At 64.6% G+C, this 18,374-nt stretch carries 18 protein-coding genes; 16 read left to right on the top strand and 2 right to left on the bottom strand.

What is annotated here, in order from left to right:
• Position 1: 1 nt before the first annotated feature.
• The 8 genes from dnaK (at position 2) to QZV93_RS06110 (ending at position 8,170) form a co-directional block, all read left to right on the top strand.
• A complete protein-coding gene (gene dnaK, locus QZV93_RS06145; RefSeq protein ID WP_295556858.1) occupies positions 2–1,918 on the top strand; it encodes a molecular chaperone DnaK in 1,917 nt (638 codons plus the stop codon).
• A 157-nt stretch (positions 1,919–2,075) separates the two neighbouring features.
• The gene (gene dnaJ / locus QZV93_RS06140) at positions 2,076–3,224 is read left to right on the top strand and encodes a molecular chaperone DnaJ (RefSeq protein ID WP_295556856.1); all 1,149 of its coding nucleotides are present in this window, start codon (positions 2,076–2,078) and stop codon (positions 3,222–3,224) included.
• A 39-nt stretch (positions 3,225–3,263) separates the two neighbouring features.
• The gene (locus tag QZV93_RS06135) at positions 3,264–3,854 is read left to right on the top strand and encodes an NAD(P)H-dependent oxidoreductase (RefSeq protein WP_295556854.1); all 591 of its coding nucleotides are present in this window, start codon (positions 3,264–3,266) and stop codon (positions 3,852–3,854) included.
• Between the two features lie 4 nt (positions 3,855–3,858).
• On the top strand, positions 3,859–4,596 hold the full coding sequence (gene pyrF / locus QZV93_RS06130) for an orotidine-5'-phosphate decarboxylase (RefSeq protein WP_295556852.1): 738 nt from the start codon (positions 3,859–3,861) through the stop codon (positions 4,594–4,596).
• Positions 4,597–4,629: 33 nt separating this feature from the next.
• Positions 4,630–4,917: a DUF1330 domain-containing protein gene (locus QZV93_RS06125; RefSeq protein WP_295556850.1), complete on the top strand. Its 288-nt coding sequence runs from the start codon at positions 4,630–4,632 to the stop codon at positions 4,915–4,917.
• Positions 4,918–5,037: 120 nt separating this feature from the next.
• Positions 5,038–5,190, top strand: coding sequence for a hypothetical protein (locus QZV93_RS06120; protein ID WP_295556848.1), 153 nt, complete (start codon positions 5,038–5,040; stop codon positions 5,188–5,190).
• Between the two features lie 239 nt (positions 5,191–5,429).
• Positions 5,430–6,149 (top strand): tRNA (guanosine(37)-N1)-methyltransferase TrmD, encoded by a 720-nt coding sequence (gene trmD, locus QZV93_RS06115; protein WP_295556846.1) that lies wholly within the window; start codon positions 5,430–5,432, stop codon positions 6,147–6,149.
• Between the two features lie 131 nt (positions 6,150–6,280).
• Entirely contained in the window at positions 6,281–8,170 is a 1,890-nt protein-coding gene (locus QZV93_RS06110) for a monovalent cation:proton antiporter-2 (CPA2) family protein (protein WP_295556844.1), read from the top strand.
• Here QZV93_RS06110 and QZV93_RS06105 read toward each other — a convergent pair.
• Entirely contained in the window at positions 8,158–8,838 is a 681-nt protein-coding gene (locus QZV93_RS06105; protein WP_295556842.1) for a TetR/AcrR family transcriptional regulator, read from the bottom strand. The genes QZV93_RS06110 and QZV93_RS06105 overlap by 13 nt on opposite strands.
• Before the next feature lie 131 nt (positions 8,839–8,969).
• On the opposite strand from QZV93_RS06105, the gene QZV93_RS06100 reads away from it, so the two are divergent.
• The 7 genes from QZV93_RS06100 to trxB all read left to right on the top strand — a co-directional run bounded on the left by QZV93_RS06100 (position 8,970) and on the right by trxB (position 16,962).
• A complete protein-coding gene (locus tag QZV93_RS06100) occupies positions 8,970–10,286 on the top strand; it encodes an HlyD family secretion protein (protein ID WP_295556840.1) in 1,317 nt (438 codons plus the stop codon).
• A gap of 24 nt (positions 10,287–10,310) precedes the next feature.
• Complete coding sequence (locus QZV93_RS06095; protein ID WP_295556839.1) at positions 10,311–11,912, top strand: DHA2 family efflux MFS transporter permease subunit; 1,602 nt, start codon at positions 10,311–10,313, stop codon at positions 11,910–11,912.
• 377 nt (positions 11,913–12,289) lie between these two features.
• Positions 12,290–12,952 carry a 50S ribosomal protein L19 gene (rplS, locus tag QZV93_RS06090; RefSeq protein WP_295556837.1) on the top strand — a complete coding sequence of 221 codons (663 nt, stop codon included), beginning with the start codon at positions 12,290–12,292 and terminating at the stop codon, positions 12,950–12,952.
• A 165-nt stretch (positions 12,953–13,117) separates the two neighbouring features.
• Positions 13,118–13,942 (top strand): type I methionyl aminopeptidase, encoded by an 825-nt coding sequence (map, locus tag QZV93_RS06085; protein ID WP_295556968.1) that lies wholly within the window; start codon positions 13,118–13,120, stop codon positions 13,940–13,942.
• A 15-nt stretch (positions 13,943–13,957) separates the two neighbouring features.
• The gene (gene radC / locus QZV93_RS06080) at positions 13,958–14,746 is read left to right on the top strand and encodes a DNA repair protein RadC (protein ID WP_295556835.1); all 789 of its coding nucleotides are present in this window, start codon (positions 13,958–13,960) and stop codon (positions 14,744–14,746) included.
• Positions 14,747–14,970: 224 nt separating this feature from the next.
• The gene (locus QZV93_RS06075) at positions 14,971–15,858 is read left to right on the top strand and encodes an alpha/beta fold hydrolase (protein ID WP_295556833.1); all 888 of its coding nucleotides are present in this window, start codon (positions 14,971–14,973) and stop codon (positions 15,856–15,858) included.
• A 135-nt stretch (positions 15,859–15,993) separates the two neighbouring features.
• Entirely contained in the window at positions 15,994–16,962 is a 969-nt protein-coding gene (trxB, locus tag QZV93_RS06070; RefSeq protein ID WP_295556831.1) for a thioredoxin-disulfide reductase, read from the top strand.
• A gap of 133 nt (positions 16,963–17,095) precedes the next feature.
• On the opposite strand, the gene QZV93_RS06065 is transcribed toward trxB, so the two are convergent.
• Complete coding sequence (locus tag QZV93_RS06065; RefSeq protein WP_295556829.1) at positions 17,096–17,956, bottom strand: hypothetical protein; 861 nt, start codon at positions 17,954–17,956, stop codon at positions 17,096–17,098.
• Positions 17,957–18,205: 249 nt separating this feature from the next.
• Here QZV93_RS06065 and QZV93_RS06060 point away from each other — a divergent pair.
• Positions 18,206–18,374, top strand: a 169-nt coding sequence (locus QZV93_RS06060) for a LysR family transcriptional regulator (protein WP_295556967.1), incomplete at its 3' end; no start/stop codon positions are given.

The following is an 18,374-nucleotide window of genomic DNA, read 5'->3' as shown; positions in this document are numbered from 1 at the left end:
CATGGCAAAAGTCATCGGTATCGACCTCGGCACCACGAACTCGTGCGTCGCCGTCATGGAAGGGGGCAAACCCCGGGTGCTGGAGAATGCCGAAGGCGTGAATACAACCCCGTCCATTGTCGCCTTTACGGACGATGGCGAGCGTCTGGTCGGCCTTCCGGCCAAGCGCCAGGCGGTGACCAATCCCACGAACACGCTTTTCGCCATCAAGCGCCTGATCGGACGGCGCTACGACGACCCGATGGTCGAGAAGGACAAGAAGCTCGTCCCCTACAAGATCGTGAAGGGGCCGACCGGCGACGCTTGGGTCGAGGCCAACGGCAAGGAATATTCGCCGCAGCAGATTTCGGCGTTCATCCTGCAGAAGATGAAAGAGACGGCCGAAGCCAAGCTCGGCGAGACAGTCACTCAGGCCGTGATCACGGTCCCCGCCTACTTCAACGACGCCCAGCGGCAGGCAACCAAGGATGCCGGCCGGATCGCCGGACTCGAAGTGCTGCGCATCATCAACGAGCCGACGGCAGCTGCGCTCGCCTATGGGCTCGACAAGAAGACCAGTGCCAAGATTATCGCCGTGTACGATCTCGGCGGCGGCACCTTCGATATCTCGATCCTCGAGATCGGCGACGGCGTGTTCGAGGTGAAGAGCACGAACGGCGACACGTTCCTCGGCGGTGAAGACTTCGACATGAAGCTCGTCAGCTATCTGGCCGACGAGTTCAAGAAGGAGCAGGGCATCGACCTGCGCAACGACAAGCTCGCGCTGCAGCGTCTCAAGGAAGCTGCCGAGAAGGCCAAGATCGAGCTGTCTTCGTCGGCCCAGACCGAGATCAACCTGCCGTTCATCACGGCGGACCAGTCGGGTCCGAAGCATCTGACGATGAAGCTCACGCGCGCCAAGCTCGAAAGCCTTGTCGACGACCTTATCCAGAAGACTCGCGGGCCGTGCGAGCAAGCCATCAAGGATGCCGGCCTCAAGGCGGCCGACATCGACGAGGTGGTGCTGGTCGGCGGCATGACGCGCATGCCCAAGGTGCAGCAGGTCGTCAAGGAGTTGTTCGGCAAGGAGCCGCACAAGGGCGTCAACCCGGATGAGGTGGTGGCCGTCGGCGCAGCGATTCAGGGCGGCGTTCTCAAGGGCGAAGTCAAGGACGTGCTGTTGCTCGACGTGACGCCGCTCTCGCTCGGCATCGAGACGCTGGGCGGCGTGTTCACGCGCTTGATCGATCGCAACACGACCATCCCGACCAAGAAGAGCCAGGTGTTCTCGACGGCCGAGGATGGACAGAATGCGGTGACCATTCGCGTGAGCCAGGGCGAGCGCGAGATGGCGGCCGATAACAAGCTGCTTGGCCAGTTCGATCTGGTCGGCATTCCGCCGGCGCCGCGCGGCGTGCCGCAGGTGGAGGTGACGTTCGATATCGACGCCAACGGCATCGTGCACGTCTCGGCCAAGGACAAGGCGACGGCCAAGGAACAGTCGATCCGCATCCAGGCCTCCGGCGGTCTCTCCGATACCGAGATCGAGCGGATGGTGAAGGACGCGGAAGCGCATGCGGCCGACGACAAGAAGAAGCGCGAGCAGGTCGAGGCCAAGAACCAGGCCGAAGCCCTGATTCACGCAACCGAGAAGGAACTCGTCGAGAACGGGTCGAACCCGGCGGTGGCTGCGGTGAAGGCCGACGTCGAAAAGGCCGTCGAGGCTGCCAAGGAGGCGATCGCCTCCGACGATGTCGATCGCATCAAGCAGGCGACCACGTCGCTTGCGCAGGTGGCGATGAAGATCGGCGAGGCGGTCTATAGCGCCAAGGGCGGCGATGCCGACCAGGGCGATGCCCCCTCCGCGAAGGACGCGGACGACAATGTCGTCGACGCGGACTTCGAAGAGGTCAAGGACGACAAGAAGAAGGCGGGCTAAACGCCTGCTTCGGGACCCCTCTCCCCGGCACATGCGCGCTCCGCAGGCCGGGGAGAGCTTTTTTTGCAGCGGGTGTTGCCGGGCGGAAAGGCTAAGGCCAATTGTTCCGTGATAGTGCTTGCTTCCCGCCTCCGCCCGCCGGATAGAATGCCCTCCCATGGCCAAACGCGATTACTACGAAATCCTCGGTGTGCCGCGCACCGCGAGCGAGCAGGACCTCAAATCCGCCTTCCGCAAGCTCGCCAAGGAATGCCATCCGGATCGTAATCCGGGTGACAAGGATGCCGAGCAGCGCTTCAAGGATCTCAACGAGGCCTACGAAGCGCTCAAGGATCCGCAGAAGCGGGCCGCCTATGACAAGTTCGGCCATGCCGCCTTCGATCACGGCATGGGGCGTGGTCATCCGGGTGCGGGCTTCGGGCCCGACTTCGCGTCATCGATGTCGGACATCTTCGACGATCTGTTCGGCGAATTCATGGGTGGGCGGCGTGGCAGCCAGCGGCGCGGCAGCTCGCGTGAGCGCGGGGCCGACCTTCGCTACAACATGGAAATCACGCTCGACGAAGCCTTCACGGGAAAGGCGGCGGAGATCCGCGTGCCGACGAGCGTTGCTTGCGATACGTGCTCGGGGAGCGGGGCGAAGGCCGGCACCAAGCCGACGACGTGCCCGACCTGCGGCGGTATCGGCAAGGTGCGCGCGAGCCAGGGCTTCTTCACCATCGAGCGGACCTGTCCGGCGTGCGTTGGGCGCGGCGAGGTGATCGACGATCCGTGTCCGGCGTGCTCGGGTGCGGGTCGCGTGATGCGCGAGCGGACGCTGTCGGTCAACATTCCGGCCGGTGTCGAGGATGGAACCAAGGTGCGCCTGGTCGGTGACGGCGAAGCGGGACTGCGCGGCGGACCGCCCGGCGACCTCTATATTTTTCTCTCCATCAAGCCGCATTCGTTCTTTCAGCGCGACGGGGCGGATTTGTTCTGCAAGGTGCCGATTTCCATGACGACGGCGGCGCTCGGCGGGCAGATCGAGGTGCCGACGCTCGAGGGCACGGCGAGCCGCGTCAAGATTCCCGAAGGCAGCGAGAGCGGGAAGCAATTCCGGCTCAAGGGCAAGGGCATGCCGGTGCTGCGCTCGAAAACGATCGGCGACATGTACATCCAGGTCGATGTCGAGACGCCGAAGAATCTCACGCGGCGCCAGCGGGAGCTGCTGGAAGAGTTCGAGCGCGAGAGTCACAAAGGCACGAGCCCGGAGAGCGCCGGCTTCTTTGCGCGGGTGAAGGACTTTTTCGACGGCAAGAGCGGATAACCCGCGCTCGTTTGCCTTGTTGGCGACCCTGGAGGACGCATGAGCCTTTCTTCAACCAAGCTCCTCTTCTTCGCCGGAAGTGCGCGCGATGCCTCCTACAACAAACGCCTCGCGAGGCTCGGCGCGGAGATTGCGGAGGCCAACGGGCTTGCGGCGACATTCGCCGATCTCGGCGACTATCCCATGCCGCTCTACGATGCCGACCTGCAGGCGCTCGAGGGCATCCCGGAGAACGCGCGGAAGTTCGAAGCGCTGATGAAAGTGCACACCGGCATCTTCATCGCCTGCCCCGAATACAATGCGTCGATCACGCCGCTGCTCAAGAACACGCTCGACTGGGTGAGCCGCGTGCGCATCGAGGGCGAGGAGCCGCTTGCCGTCTACAAGACGCGCGTGTTCGCGCTGGGCTCGGCCTCGCCCGGAGGCATGGGCGGATTGCGCGGCGTCAATACGGTGAGGACTGTGCTCGAGCTCGGGCTCAATGCGCTGGTTCTGCCTGATCAGTTCGCCGTGCCGAAGGCAGGCGAGGCTTTCGAGGACAACGGCCACCTCAAGAACAAGGAAAGCCAGGAGAACTTCAAGCGGCTGATCCAGAAGCTGGCGCGCGCTGCGCATGTGCTGCATGGCTGATCCCATGAGCCACGATACCGTCCGAGACCGATTGATCGTCGCCCTCGACATGCCGAGCGTCGAAGAGGCGCGCCAACTCGTCAGCAAGCTCGACGACACGGTGTCGTTCTACAAAGTCGGGCTCGAGCTGCTGTTTGCGGGAGGCCTCGATCTTGCCCGAGATCTCCGGCGTCGCGGCAAGCGCGTATTCCTCGACATGAAGCTGCTCGACATCGGGAACACGGTCGAGCGTGCCGTTGCCAATGCCACCGAGCTCGACATCACTTTTCTCACCGTGCATGGCCACGATCTCAAAACTTTGCGGGCGGCCGTTGCGGGGCGCGCCTCGGGCAAGGTCAAGCTGCTTGCGGTGACCGTGCTGACCAACCTCACGGAAGAGGATCTGCGCCAGCAGGGCTCGACGCTCTCGCCTGCCGATCTCGTCCTGCGCCGTGCAGAGCTGGCGCATGCCGCCGGCTTTGACGGGGTGATCGCTTCGGGTCAGGAGGCGGCGCGGATCCGTGCTTCCACGGGACCGGATTTCCTCATCGTCACGCCCGGCATCCGCTTGACCGGTAGTGCGACGGACGATCAGGAGCGCGTCATGACGCCCGAGCATGCCATCGCGGCGGGGGCCAATCACATCGTGGTGGGGCGCCCGATCACGCAGGCCGACGATCCCAAGCTCGCGGCGGAGACCTTCATTCACCATATCCGCGAGGTGATCGCCAAGGCGACCGCCGGCGCGTCAGGCCCGCATTAGACTCACTCATCATAGATCTTCAGGAGAGCGTTCATGGCCAAGGGTTACGTCATCGCGCATGCGACCGTCACGGATCCGGAGAAGTGGGGGCAGTATGTCACCAAGTCCAAGGTCGCGCTCGACAAGTACGAGGGGCGGCCGATCGTGCGCGGCGGCAAGTGCCAGATCATGGAAGGCAAGGGTACGCAGCGGAACGTGGTGCTCGAGTTTCCGAGCTACGAGCATGCGCTGGGCTATGCCACGAGCCCCGAATATGCGGAGGCCAAAGCCCTGCGGGCTGGAGCCGGCACGATCGACATTACCGTCGTCGAGGGGGTCTGATACTCGCCTAGAACGTCGATTTTGGCCGAAATTGACCTCACTCCCGCCGTCTGACAGCCCCAATCGCAGGTTAGCTTTTTCTTAAGCGTGGGGACCTACCGTTGAGACACGAGGTGGGAGATGTCCAAGCTGCTCTACAAGCTCGAAGATCATTTCGACGATCTCGCGGATCGGTGGCAGGGCTATTTCATGGGCTGGCTGAGCCTTGGGCTCAGGGGCCTCTGCGCTCTGGTCGGGGATTGCATACAGCCTCATGGCGTGGCGCGCCGCTGAGGAGTACTTGCCGCGCCTAGCGGTCCCGTCTTCTCCCTCAATCCTCATTGAGACACCCTGAGCACGCGCCGGCATCCGTTCATCACGGATCGGAAATAGGCGTGTATCGGCTCGTGTGATCGCACTACATTCGGCGCTGAAGCCGCGGGTTTTTTCCGAGGCCACGCCTCAGGGCCTGCGCGGGATCCGCGTTGAGCCGGTGGCGCATGAAGTGATCACGGTCCGAGCTCGAGCAATTCATGGCGCATTTTCCGACCGGTACGGGCCTCCCGCCTTGGCGTGCGGCCGTGCTCACCCTCTTTCCCGAGATGTTCCCAGGACCGCTCGGCGTCTCGCTGGTCGGGCAGGCGCTCGATGCGGGACTGTGGTCGCTCGCCACGCACCAGATCCGCGACTTCGGGATCGGGCGTCATCGCGCCGTGGACGATACGCCTGCCGGCGGGGGAGCCGGGATGGTCATGCGGCCGGATGTGATCGCGGCCGCGATCGACCGTGTACGCGAGACCGATCCCGACCTGCCGCTTCTTTATATGTCGCCGCGCGGCGTGCCGCTCACGCAGGAGCGCGTGCGCGAGCTGTCGGACGGGGCGGGCGCGATCATCCTGGCCGGGCGCTTCGAGGGGGTCGACGAGCGTGTCATTGCGGCCCGTGGCGCGCGTGAGGTTTCCATCGGCGACTACGTGCTCTCGGGCGGCGAGCTTGCTGCCATGGTGCTGATCGATGCCTGCGTGCGGTTGGTCCCGGGTGTTCTCGGAGCGGACGAGAGCCTGGTGCACGAGAGCTTCGAGGATGGGTTGCTCGAATATCCGCAGTATACGAAGCCGCGAGAGTGGGAAGGGCGGGCGACGCCCGAGGTCCTGATGTCCGGCGATCACAAGAAGATCGCCGAGTGGCGCCGGGCGGAAGCCGAGCGCATCACACGCGAGCGGCGACCCGATCTCCTGCACCGCAAACCATAGCCCCTCCGGGATGCCGGGTCGGTATGGAAGCTTGCATAATTCCATCCGATCGGATTATCGAGACTATGCAACCACATCGCTCGTGATGCTGCCGTTGCTCCGGCCTCGTCGCATTTTACGGAGATCCAGCCATGGCAGCAGAAGCAACCGTCAGTCTCGGTCCCGTGGTGGCGCTGCTCACCGCCAGCGTGGTGGCGGTCCCCCTGTTCCGGAAGTTCGGTCTCGGCTCGGTGCTCGGCTACCTCGCCGTCGGGCTCATCATGGGGCCGTTCGGATTTGGCCTTTTCACCGACCCCGTTGAAATCATCCACGTGGCGGAGCTCGGCGTGGTGATGTTCCTTTTCATCATCGGGCTCGAGATGCGGCCGGCAAAGCTGTGGGCGCTCAGGAAGGACATTTTCGGGCTTGGTCTGGTGCAGGTGCTGACGTGCGGGGCGCTGCTCTCTTGCGTCGGCGTGTTCCTGGGCGGTCTCTCGTGGCCGGTCGCCATCATCGGTGCGATGGGCTTCGTGCTGTCGTCGACCGCCGTCATCATGAAGATGCTCGACGAGCGCGGCGAGACGGCGACACCCGCCGGCCAGCGGGCCGTGTCCATCCTGCTGCTCGAGGATCTCGCCATCGTGCCGCTGCTGGCGCTGGTGGCGCTGCTGGCGGCCCTCGGCGGCGGGCACGTGGAAACGACCGGCCAGCAAATGTGGATCAATATCGGGGTGGCCATCGTCTCGATCGTGGCCGTGTTCGTGGCTGGGCGCTGGCTGCTCAATCCGATGTTCGGTCTGGTGGCGACGCTCGGCGGGCGCGAGATCATGCTTGCCGCGTCGCTGATGGTGGTGCTCGGCGCGGCCTTCTTCATGCAGTGGGGCGGCCTCTCGATGGCCATGGGCGCGTTCCTGGCCGGCGTGCTGCTATCGGAATCGAGTTTCCGCAACCAGCTCGAGGCGGACATCGATCCGTTCAAGGGGCTTCTGCTTGGATTGTTCTTTCTCGGCGTCGGCATGTCGCTCGATCTGGCGCTCGTGGCCAGGGAATGGGCGATCGTCCTTGCCGGTGTGCTCGCCTTCATGATCACCAAGGCGATCGGCATTTTCGCGATCGCGCTCCTGTTCGGCGCGAGCTGGCGGGAGTCGCTCCTGCGCGCGGCGCTGTTCGCACAGGGCGGCGAGTTCGCCTTCGTCCTCTATTCTGCGGCGCTTGGCGCCGGCGTGTTCGATTCGCGGGCTGCCGCGATCATGAGCGCGATCGTCATCCTCTCGATGGCGCTGACGCCGCTCTTCCTGCTGCTTTTCGAGCGCTACATCCCGCCGGAGAAGGTGTCGTTCGACGGCGTGGAGAAGGCCAACGGGCTCGAGAACCGAGTACTCATCATCGGCTTCGGACGCTTCGGGCAGCTCGTCAGCCAGCCGCTCCTGGCGCGCGGCGTCGATGTCTCGCTGATCGAGATCGACGTGGACATGATCCGTGCGGCCGGAAATTTCGGATTCAAGGTCTACTACGGGGACGGAACGCGCCTCGACGTGTTGCACGCGTCGGGAGCGGCCGAGGCGGAGGCCATTCTGGTCTGCGTCGACAAGCCGGAGTCCGCCGACAAGATCGTGCAGCTGGTCAAGTCGGAGTTCCCGGTGGCGAAGCTGTTCGTGCGCTCCTTCGACCGCGGGCACACGCTCCGGCTCATCGAGGCCCGCGTCGACTACCAGATCCGCGAGACGTTCGAATCGGCGCTCGCCTTCGGACAGGCGGTGCTGGTGGGCCTCGGGTTCAGCCCGGCGGAAGCCGAGGATACGGCACGAGACGTGCGCAAGCGCGACGAGGAGCGTTTGGCACTGCAGCTCGTCGGCGGGTTCACGGCAGGCCGTTCACTTCTGAGGGGCAACATGACGACGCCGGAGCCGACACCTCTCACGCCGCCCAAAAACAAAGCCACGCCGCTCAGTCCTTCGACGGCGGATGTGATGGATCAGGACAAGCCGGTCGCCGCAGTGGCGGCGCCGGCCGCGGTGACGACACCGGATCAGGCGCGGTAGGCGGCCAGAAAGACGCGAACGGCAGAGGCGGCCACTTTCTCGATCTCGTGCTCGGAGGCGGGCTCCTTGGTCAAGGCGTAAAGGCGTGGGCGGAAAATCGTGGCCTGTGACAGCTCAAGGAACTGCACGGCGGCGAGGACGGTGTCCTCGATCTTCAAGTTTCCTCTCGCCGCGTGCCGGTCGAGAAAGGCGGCAAAGGCGTTCACGACCCGCATCGGTCCCTGCTCGAAGAACTCGTTGCCGATCTCCGGCATGCGCTCGGCCACACCGATGACGATGCGGTGCGCTGCCACGACATAGGGCTGCGAGATCTTGCGCGTGATCTCCGCCCCGAAGGTTTGCAGCATCGCCTCGAGCGGCTTCTCGACATCGAGCATGGCGATCATCTCGGCGATGTTGCGGTCGCGGCGCTCGCCGCAGACGGCCGCGAAGAGGTGCTCCTTGTCCTGGAAGTAGACGTAGAGCGTGGCTTTGGAGACCTGGGCCTCGCGGGCGACGTCGCTCATGCTGGCGGCGTCGAAGCCAAGGGTCTCGAAGACGCGGCCGGCGCCTTCGACAATCTGATGCCGCTTCTGCGGATCGGTGCCGGCCGGAGGGCGGCCGCCGCGGCGAGCCTCCGGTGCATCCGCTGATGTGTCCTTTTTCTCCATAGATTTCAATTCGCTCATCGGCCTTCCTGCGCAAATGCGTCGCACATCGAACCAAACGGTTCAGTTTGGTATTGATATCGGTGCATTCGTACGCTATGTCAATACCGAACTAAACCGTACGGTTTTGTTCCTTCTTCGGGATGACGCTCATGTCAACCACCAAAGCCCTTCGCTTCAAAGCGGACCCGAACTTCAGATCTGCCGATGACCGGCGCCAGCGGCCGCCCTCTGACGAAGGGGCACTCTCGCAGGCCGCCCAGCATGCTCCGCCGGTGCTCCTCCCTCAAGATCGCGGCGATCAAGGGCCGCCCGATTTGCCCTCGACCGCCCGCGAGACACGGGCTCCCAAGGCCGATGCCGAGGCGGGGGGCCAGACTCCGGCGCCACGCTCGCGCAAGACGCTCGTTCTCGGCGCGGTCGGCGCGGCGGTGCTGACTGCCGGTGCGTGGTTCGGTTACGACTATCTGACGGTGGGACGCTTCATCGTCTCGACCGACGACGCTTATGTGGGTGCCGACATGGCGATCATCTCGCCCAAGGTCGCGGCCAACGTGGCCGAGGTGCCGATCGTCGAAAACCAGTCCGTCAAAGAAGGCGATGTGCTCGTGCGCCTCGACGACGGCGACTATCGTCTGGATCTCGATCAGGCGACGGCCAAGCTTGCCACGCAAAATGCGGCCATCACCACGTTCGATGCGCAGATCCGGGCCGCGGAGGCGACGGAAGCGCAGATGCGCGCGCAGCTCGATGCGTACACTGCCAACGTCGCCAAGACGCAAGCCGACTACGAGCGTACAAAACCGCTGGCGGACCGCGACTTCACCTCGAAAGCGACGCTCGATGCCGCCATTGCCGCCCGCGATACGGCGCGTGCGCAGGCCAAAGCCGGCGAGGCTGCGATTGCCTCGGCGGACGCGAGCACCGCCGTGCTCCACTCGCAGCGTGAGCAGGCCCTCCAGGTCGCAAAGGAGCTGGAGGTCGCCGTCGAAAAGGCCAAGCGTGACCTTTCGTTCACCGTTATCCGGGCCCCGTTCAACGGCGTGATCGGCAACAGGAGCGTGCAGGTGGGCGACTACGTGACCCCCGGCAAGCGGCTTGCGGCGGTCGTGCCGCTCGACAAGGTGTACGTCGATGCGAACGTGAAGGAGACGCAGCTCGCGGGCATCAAGGTCGGGGATCAGGCCGAGGTCAGCGTCGATGCGCTCGACGGCGCGTCTCTCAAAGGCACTGTGGAAAGCATCGCGCCGGCGTCCGGATCGCAGTTCTCCCTGCTGCCGCCGGAGAATGCGACCGGCAACTTCACCAAGATCGTGCAGCGCGTTCCGGTGCGCATCGTGGTGCCGGCATCCGAGGCGAAGGGCAACCTGCGCCCGGGCCTTTCGGTCGTGGTCGGCATCGACACGCGCGCGGCGCCGAAAGACGTCGGTGCGGCCGCCTCGCAGCAACTCGCTAGGCATGCCGAGTAACGGATCGGTCTCGGAGCCGCTGCCATGGCCCAGTCCACTTCATTCACCGCTGATCGCCCGGTACCGTCCGAGCCCAGGAAGCTCGAATGGATCGGCGTCACGCCGCGCGAGCTTGCCGGTTTCCTGGCGATGGTGTTCGGCATGTTCATGGCGATCCTGGACATCCAGATCGTGTCGGCGTCGCTGTCGGAGATCCAGGCCGGTCTTTCGGCCAGCGGGGACGAGATCCCCTGGGTTCAGACATCGTATCTGATCGCCGAAGTGGTGATGATCCCGCTGTCGGGCTTCCTGGCGCGCGCGCTCTCGACGCGGGTGCTGTTCGTCGCCTCGGCGGTCGGCTTCACGCTCGCGAGCTTGCTCTGCGCGACCGCGACGACGATCGACGAGATGATCCTTTACCGGGCGTTGCAGGGTTTCATCGGCGGCGGCATGATCCCGTCGGTGTTTGCGGTCGCGTTCTCGCTGTTCCCGGCCTCCAAGCGCGGCATCGTTTCGCCGATGATCGGCCTGGTGGCGACGCTGGCACCCACCATCGGACCGACGGTCGGCGGCTATCTCAGCAATACCTTCTCCTGGCACTGGCTGTTTCTCGTCAACGTGGTGCCGGGCATCGTGGTGGCGGTGTCGGTGTTCTTCCTGGTCGATTTCGACAAGCCGGACCGCTCGCTGCTCCGCCGTTTCGACTTCATCGGGCTCGGAGCCATGGCGCTTTTTCTCGGCTCGATGGAATACGTGCTCGAGGAAGGGCCGCGCTACGATTGGCTCGACGATTCCACCATTGCAACGTTCGCCGCGCTCTGCATCGCCGGCGGGCTCATCTTTTTCTGGCGCGCGTTCACGGCCGCACAGCCGATCGTGGAGCTCAGGGCATTCCGGGACCGCAACTTCGCGTTCGGCTCGCTGTTCAGCTTCGTCATGGGCATCGGTCTCTACGGGCTGACCTATCTCTATCCCGTCTATCTCTCTCAAGTGCGCGGCTGCGATGCGCTGATGATCGGCGAGACGATGTTCGTCACGGGTGTCGCCATGTTCTTGGCGGCGCCTCTTGCCGGACGGCTGTCGCAGGTGGTCGACCCACGCCTCATGATGCTCGCGGGCTTCATGGGCTTTGCGCTCGGCACCTATATCGCGTCCGGCATCACCGTCGACTGGGATTTCTACGAGCTCTTGATCCCGCAGATCCTGCGCGGCGCGTCGCTGATGATCTGCATGGTGCCGATCAACAACCTGGCGCTCGGCACGCTGCCGCCGGACCAACTCAAGAATGCGTCGGGACTTTACAATCTGACGCGCAATCTCGGCGGTGCTGTTGGGCTCGCGGTGATCAACACCGTGCTCAACAACAGGATCGACCTGCATCTCGTGCGCTTGCACGAGAGCGTCGCGTGGGGGCGGTCCGTCGCCGAGGATACGCTCGCAGGGCTCACGCAGCAGCTTTCGGCGCAGATCGCAGACGGAGATCTCGCAGCCGTGAAGCAGCTTGCGCATCTCGTTCGCCGGCAGGCCAACGTAATGGCGTTCGCGGACGTGTTCATCGTACTCACCGCGCTGTTCGCCGGTATTGCGCTGATGGCGCTCCTCATGAAAAAGCCGGCCGACGTGCCCGCCCAGACGGCGGGGCATTAATCTTCGCTGGCATCGATCGAGACTGCCGTTTGACGCACGCCCGCGGAGGCTGCATCGTGACGCTCCTCGTATCGAGGCTGCATCACATGATTGATGGTGATCGGTGGGAGACCGAAAGGGGTGCGGATGCGCTGCCTCAACCGGTGCTATGGCGTGGAGTGTTAATTTGCGCCGGTCCGGGCCCCAGCGGGTGACAAGCTTGCTCCTGGCCCGTATGTGCCCTACCCCTCGACAGGGGCTTGCATTTCGGCTATAGGCCGCCCCAACAACTCCCCATTAAGGGTCCGCTCCATAAGGAGCCGCACGAGCCGTGCTCGCGAACTTGCATGTTCCGGCGCCGCTCCTCTGCATTGATGTACAAGCAAAAAGGAACGAAAATGAACATCATTCAAGAGCTCGAGCGCGAGCAGATCAACGCCGTGCTCAAGACCCGTACCGTGCCGGAGTTTGGCCCCGGCGACACCGTCAAAGTGATGGTGAAGGTCATCGAGGGCGAGGGCAAGAACCAGTCGGTGCGCCTCCAGGCCTATGAGGGCGTCGTCATCGCGCGCTCGGGCGGCGGCATCAACGAGAGCTTCACGGTCCGCAAGATTTCCTACGGCGAGGGCGTGGAGCGCGTGTTCCCGATCTACTCGCCCTACATCGCTGAAATCGAGGTTCTGCGCCGTGGCCGCGTCCGCCGCGCGAAGCTCTATTACTTGCGTGGCCGCCGTGGCCGTGCTGCCCGCATCTTCGAGCGCACCGACGTTCGCGCCCGCCGCCTCAATGCGGCGTGGAAGGGCTTCAAGAAGGCCAAGGGCGAAGCCGATGATCTGACGCGGATCAAGGGCATCGACGCCGATCTTGCGGCGCGGCTCAAGACGCTCAACTGCACCAAGTTCGAGCAGATCGCAAATTTCTCCGATGAGGACATCGCCAACGTCGATGACGCGCTGAAGCTCAACGGCCAGATCGAGCGCGACGACTGGGTCGGCGAGGCGCAGAAGCTCATCGCCGAGGCTGCCGCCGCCGAGGTTCCGGCGGACGAGGCAAAGGAATAAGCCGGCGGCCCGGGTAACCCGGGCCAGCGCGGATGATCGGGACGGCGGCATGCCTTCGGGGCGGCCGCCGTTTTGCTATGATGTCCGTCCGTTCGGGGAGCGTTGCGCCGCGGGCGAATTGGACTACATTTCGAGGATGTTCCCTCGGGGAGAGGCCCCAGCATGATGTCGAACGTCGAAGTCAGCCGCGCGCAGCTGCGCGAAACGGGTCAGATCAAGCGGCATGGGCCCGAGGCCTTCGCTGCCATGCGCAAGGCCGGACAACTCGCGGCCAGTGCGCTCGACATGATCGGGCCCTACGTGCAGCCGGGCGTGACGACGGAAGAGCTGGACGATCGGGTGCTGGCGTTCGCGCTCGATCATGGCGCGGTGCCGGCGCCGCTCAACTACCGGGGCTTTCCCAAGTCCATCTGCACGTCGGTCAATCACGTGGTGTGCCACGGCATTCCCGGGCCGAAGCCGCTGCGCGAGGGTGATATCATCAACATCGACGTGACGCTGATCGTCGATGGCTGGCACGGCGACACGAGCCGCATGTATTCGGTCGGTGCCATCAGCCGGCGGGCGGAACGGCTGATCGAGGTCACGTACGAGGCGCTGCGGCTCGGTGTCGAGCAGGTCAAGCCCGGCAATACGCTGGGTCACATCGGCGCCGCAATCCAGAAGTTCGCCGAAGATCAGCGCTGCAGCGTGGTGCGGGATTTCTGCGGGCACGGGCTCGGCCGGCTGTTTCACGATCGCCCGAACATCCTCCACTACGGCGAGGCGGGCGACGGAGCGGTGATGGAGCCCGGCATGCTGTTCACGATCGAGCCGATGATCAATCTCGGAAAGCCGCAGGTGAAGGTCCTGTCGGATGGCTGGACGGCGGTGACGCGGGACCGCGAGCTGTCGGCGCAGTTCGAGCACACGGTCGGCGTGACCGAGACCGGCGTCGAGGTGTTCACGCATTCGCCAGCCGGTCTCGAGTGGCCGTCGCGCCAGAGCTGACCGCGGGGGAAGCCGATGCCCCACCCCGGCCCGCGTGATCCGAAGGACACCGATCCGGACGACGGGCCGGCGGACGGGCTCAGGGAGGGTTCGGGAGGCTCCGGGGTCCAGGGCTCTTTCCTCGAGGTGCCGCTGCCGCCCCATTCCGGTCATCGCGAGCGCTTGCGCGAGCGGTTCCGCAAGGGCGGTGCCGACGCGCTGCCCGACTACGAGCTGCTCGAGATGGTGCTGTTCCGCGCCATTCCCCGGCGCGACACGAAAGATCTCGCGAAGCGTCTGCTCGCGCGCTTCGGCTCGTTCGCGGAGGTGGTCAATGCGCCGGACGCACGCCTCAAAGAGGTGCAGGGCGTGGGCGAGGCAGTGGTCACCGAGCTCAAGCTCATTCACGCGGCGGCGTTGAGGCTCATGCGCAGCGAGATTACGTCGGCGCCGCTGCTCTCGTCATGGACCCAGGTGCTCGACTATCTCAAGGCGGTGCAGGGGTTCGCGCATCGCGAGCAGTTCCGCATCCTGTTTCTCGACAAGAAGAACCGGCTGATCGCCGACGAGGTGCAGGGGCAGGGTACCGTCGACCATACTCCGGTCTACGTGCGGGAGGTGGTGAAACGGGCGCTCGAGCTGTCCTCGACCGCCATCGTGCTCGTGCACAACCATCCGTCGGGCGATCCCACGCCCTCGCGGGCGGATATCGACATGACGCGCCTGATCGTCGAGGCTGGCCGGCCGCTCGGCGTCACGGTGCACGATCATGTCATTGTGGGCCGGAACGGTCATGCAAGCTTTCGCGCAATGCGGCTGATCTAGGTCGCGCCGGGGCCAGGCCGGCCGCTCCTTCAAACCGGCACTTACCGTTCGATAAGCGTGAAGCGATATCGTGTTCGCGTGCGCCGTCTCGTCGGATTGCGGGCGCGACGTCTCGGTGTCTTTTCTACTAGAGGCAACCCAGGTGTCGAACGGTGGCGGGCCTTTCGAGATCGTGGCTGAGGGTTCGAAACTCGCTTGAGGCGTCCCGAGGAGGCGACAGCCGGATGACACTGTTTTTCGATCGGAGAGAGAGAACACGGCCGGTTCGCCTCGACCATTTGCCGCCGGCCCTGGCGGGCGATCTCGCCTACCGGCGCTTCTGCTTGCCGAAGTTCTCGACGCGGCGCAGCCCGGACCATGCCGTGCTGACGGAGCGGGCGCGGTTCCATCTCCGCAACGCACATTGGGTGCGCGTTCCTACGAGCGAAGGGGAGGTGCAGGCCTATGTGTTCGAACCGGACGCCGGAGCGCAGCGCGGCGGCGTGATGATCTCGCATGGCTGGACGAGCGAAGCGTCCTTCATGGCCGTGATTGCGGAGCAGCTCCGGCGTGCCGGGTTCCGCGTGGTTGCGTTCGACCAGCCGGGGCACGGCCGAAGTGCGCAGGAACGGGCCAGCCTCATCGATTGCGCGCGCGCTTCGCTCGCAGTGGCGGAGGCCCTTGGTCCTTTGCGTTTCGCGGTGACGCATTCGATGGGCGGGCTCGCCGCTTTGCTTGTCGGAGAGGGCGGACTGCCGTTGGCGCATGCCTATCCGTTCGAGCGCTATGTGCTGGTCTCGTCGCCGAACCGCTTCCAGACCATTACGCAGGAATTCGCCGACGAGCTTCATCTCGGGGCGGCGGCTACCCGTGCCTTCGAGCGGCGCCTGGAGCGGATCGCCCATCGGCCGATGGCGACTTTTACGGCCGCTACTCTGCTGGCTCAGACCGGCCGGCCGGCGCTCGTGATGCATGCGCTGGATGATCGCGAAGTGACGTTCCGGAATGCGGAGGAGATCGTCGCTGCCTGCCCCCGAGCAGAGCTTCTGGCGGTCGATGGCTTGGGGCACCGGAATATTTTATTCGCTCCGCCGGTGATTCGCGCAGCGTCATCCTATCTAATGGACGGTTGATAGTCGGCAGCTTGCGGACGGCGGGGCTCGCACCGGGCGTTTTCCTTGATTATATCAGGGCAGCCGCGCGCGCCTCATCGGTGTGCTTCGCGGCTTGGGGGCCGCCAACGCGTCGTTGCGGCAGAAGGGTCGATCATGAGCAAAGCCAAGCACTCCCGCGTCATCATCCTGGGCTCCGGGCCGGCCGGCTACACCGCCGCCATCTACGCTGCCCGTGCCATGCTGAAGCCGGTGATCATCCAGGGCAACCAGCCGGGCGGACAGCTGACGATCACGACCGACGTCGAGAACTATCCGGGCTTCGCGGACGTGATCCAGGGGCCGTGGCTGATGGAGCAGATGAAGGCGCAGGCCGAGCATGTCGGCACCGAGATCATCATGGACTACATCGTCAAGGTGGATCTCAGCGTCAGGCCGTTCCGGCTCGAGGGCGATTCCGGCGACCGCTACACCTGCGACGTGCTGATCATTGCCACGGGTGCGCAGGCCCGTTGGCTCGGGATCGGGAGCGAGGAGACGTTCAAAGGCTATGGCGTGTCGGCGTGCGCCACTTGTGACGGCTTCTTCTACAAGGGCAAAGAGGTGGTGGTGGTCGGCGGCGGCAACACGGCCGTTGAGGAGGCAATCTTCCTCACCAATTTCGCGAAGAAGGTTGTCGTCGTGCATCGGCGCGATCATTTCCGCGCCGAGAAGATCCTGCAGGATCGCCTGTTCAAGAACGAGAAGATCGAGGTTGTCTGGGACAGCGCGATCGAGGAGATCGTCGGCACGGGCGAACCGCGCGCGGTCTCGGGTGTCAGGATCAAGAATGTCAAAACGGGCAAGGTGACCGAGCGCAAGGTAGACGGCGTGTTCGTCGCCATCGGGCATGCGCCGGCGACCGAGCTGTTCAAGGGGCAGCTCGAGATGAAAGCCTCGGGCTATCTGGTGACGGCTCCGGATTCGACCGCGACCTCGATCCCCGGCGTGTTCGCGGCCGGCGATGTGAAGGACGACGTCTACCGGCAGGCCGTCACGGCGGCGGGCATGGGGTGCATGGCGGCGCTAGAAGCCGAACGGTATCTGGCGCACGAGGCCAGCTCCTCGGCTGCCGCGGCGGAGTAATCCGCTATGAGCACGTAAGGGCGGCGCAAGTGAGCCCGCTCACCCGCGCAGCGAAGCTGCGCGGCCTCTCCCCTGAAGAGAGGCGAGGGTGGCGCGATACTTTTCGCCCCTCTTCGGTGGCGAGCGAGGCGCGTCAGAACTTGTAGGCGACGACCTTGTTCTCGACCATCAGCGGGATGATGGCCGTGTGGCTGTCGGGGCTGAAGTTGAGGTCGGCGGTACCCTGGCCGAGCGAAAGCAGCACCTTGGCCTCGCCCGTGCGCGAAATCTGGAAGACCTTGCCCGCGATCCAGTCGGTGACGATGTAGCTGTCGGCGTCGAACGGCTCGAGGCCGTCGAGATTGCCGACCGGCGCGCCGCTGCCGAGGTTGGCGATCGATTTGTCGACGAGGCTTACCGCCAGGAGGTTGCCCGGCGTCTTGGAGGAGAAGTCGGGCTGCATGGGCCCCCAGGCGGCGACGATCAGCTTGTTGCCCTCGACGATTATTCCGTTCGGGTTCTTGAGGTCGGGGCTCTCGAGCCACTTCTCGAACGCGCCGTCGGCAAGGCGCCAGATCGCATTCCCCTGCCAGTCGGTGACGTAAATTTGGCCCTCGCCGTCGACTGCGACGTCGTTCAGGATCTTGGCACCCGCCGCCTCGTGCTTGGTGACGGTGCCGGTGGCGACGTCGATCTCCACCAGCTTGTCGACGTCGGCGGTGAACAGCTTGCCGTTGTGCAGGGCGAGGCCCTTGGGAGCGTCGAGGCCGGTGACCCATTTCTCGGCCGTCACTTTGCCATCGAGCGAGAGCTTCGAGATGAAGCCGTTGCCGTCCTTGTCTGCTGGACCGCCGGCGACGTTGCTGACGTAGATCACGCCGGCCGCGGTGTCGGGCAGCGCCGATTCGGGATTCTGTAAGCCGGTTGCCTCCCAGAGCTTGGTCGGCTGGTCAGAGCCACCGCAGGCCGCCAGTGAACTGGCAACGGCGAGGGCGGCAACGCGCAAAATCCTCATGGGTTCTTGGACCTTATGCTGGTGGTGGGGGCTTCAACGAGGCGCGGGGCCGGGCCCTTCGGGAGGGTGTGCCCGTTTAATAGGTATTCGGAGAGGTCTCGCCAATGCGTGATCCCCTGTGGTGGATCGGCGCTGGTATGCATTTTTCGATGGCTTGGCCAGTTTAGATATCGAATAGTCGCAATGCTCGGCAATTGATGCGTGTGCGTGCGGATTGCATCGCGCAGATGCTGCGGGGGAATTGCTTTTATGGATTGGGACAAGCTCAGGATTTTTCACGCGGCGGCTGCCGCCGGAAGTTTCACCCATGCGGGCGACGCGCTGCATATGAGCCAGTCCGCGGTCAGCCGCCAGGTTTCGGCGCTCGAACGCGATCTCAAGGTTTCCCTGTTTCATCGCCACGCGCGGGGGTTCGTGC

Source organism: uncultured Hyphomicrobium sp. (genome assembly GCF_902826555.1).
In the GTDB taxonomy this organism is placed as follows: Bacteria; Pseudomonadota; Alphaproteobacteria; order Rhizobiales; family Hyphomicrobiaceae; genus Hyphomicrobium_C.
Note: the sequence above shows the minus strand (reverse complement) of the source record. Positions and strands in the feature narration are given on the sequence as shown.

What these genes read in the sequence shown, in the direction of transcription:
- QZV93_RS06095 (WP_295556839.1), top strand. Translation starts at nt 10,311, where the DNA reads ATGGCCCAGTCCACTTCATTCACCGCTGATCGCCCGGTACCGTCCGAG.
- QZV93_RS06075 (WP_295556833.1), top strand. Translation starts at nt 14,971, where the DNA reads ATGACACTGTTTTTCGATCGGAGAGAGAGAACACGGCCGGTTCGCCTC.
- QZV93_RS06125 (WP_295556850.1), top strand. Translation starts at nt 4,630, where the DNA reads ATGGCCAAGGGTTACGTCATCGCGCATGCGACCGTCACGGATCCGGAG.
- QZV93_RS06135 (WP_295556854.1), top strand. Translation starts at nt 3,264, where the DNA reads ATGAGCCTTTCTTCAACCAAGCTCCTCTTCTTCGCCGGAAGTGCGCGC.
- trmD (WP_295556846.1), top strand. Translation starts at nt 5,430, where the DNA reads ATGGCGCATTTTCCGACCGGTACGGGCCTCCCGCCTTGGCGTGCGGCC.
- rplS (WP_295556837.1), top strand. Translation starts at nt 12,290, where the DNA reads ATGAACATCATTCAAGAGCTCGAGCGCGAGCAGATCAACGCCGTGCTC.
- dnaJ (WP_295556856.1), top strand. Translation starts at nt 2,076, where the DNA reads ATGGCCAAACGCGATTACTACGAAATCCTCGGTGTGCCGCGCACCGCG.
- pyrF (WP_295556852.1), top strand. Translation starts at nt 3,859, where the DNA reads ATGAGCCACGATACCGTCCGAGACCGATTGATCGTCGCCCTCGACATG.
- map (WP_295556968.1), top strand. Translation starts at nt 13,118, where the DNA reads ATGTCGAACGTCGAAGTCAGCCGCGCGCAGCTGCGCGAAACGGGTCAG.
- QZV93_RS06065 (WP_295556829.1), bottom strand. Translation starts at nt 17,956, where the DNA reads ATGAGGATTTTGCGCGTTGCCGCCCTCGCCGTTGCCAGTTCACTGGCG.
- radC (WP_295556835.1), top strand. Translation starts at nt 13,958, where the DNA reads ATGCCCCACCCCGGCCCGCGTGATCCGAAGGACACCGATCCGGACGAC.
- trxB (WP_295556831.1), top strand. Translation starts at nt 15,994, where the DNA reads ATGAGCAAAGCCAAGCACTCCCGCGTCATCATCCTGGGCTCCGGGCCG.
- QZV93_RS06105 (WP_295556842.1), bottom strand. Translation starts at nt 8,838, where the DNA reads ATGAGCGAATTGAAATCTATGGAGAAAAAGGACACATCAGCGGATGCA.
- QZV93_RS06110 (WP_295556844.1), top strand. Translation starts at nt 6,281, where the DNA reads ATGGCAGCAGAAGCAACCGTCAGTCTCGGTCCCGTGGTGGCGCTGCTC.
- dnaK (WP_295556858.1), top strand. Translation starts at nt 2, where the DNA reads ATGGCAAAAGTCATCGGTATCGACCTCGGCACCACGAACTCGTGCGTC.
- QZV93_RS06120 (WP_295556848.1), top strand. Translation starts at nt 5,038, where the DNA reads ATGTCCAAGCTGCTCTACAAGCTCGAAGATCATTTCGACGATCTCGCG.
- QZV93_RS06100 (WP_295556840.1), top strand. Translation starts at nt 8,970, where the DNA reads ATGTCAACCACCAAAGCCCTTCGCTTCAAAGCGGACCCGAACTTCAGA.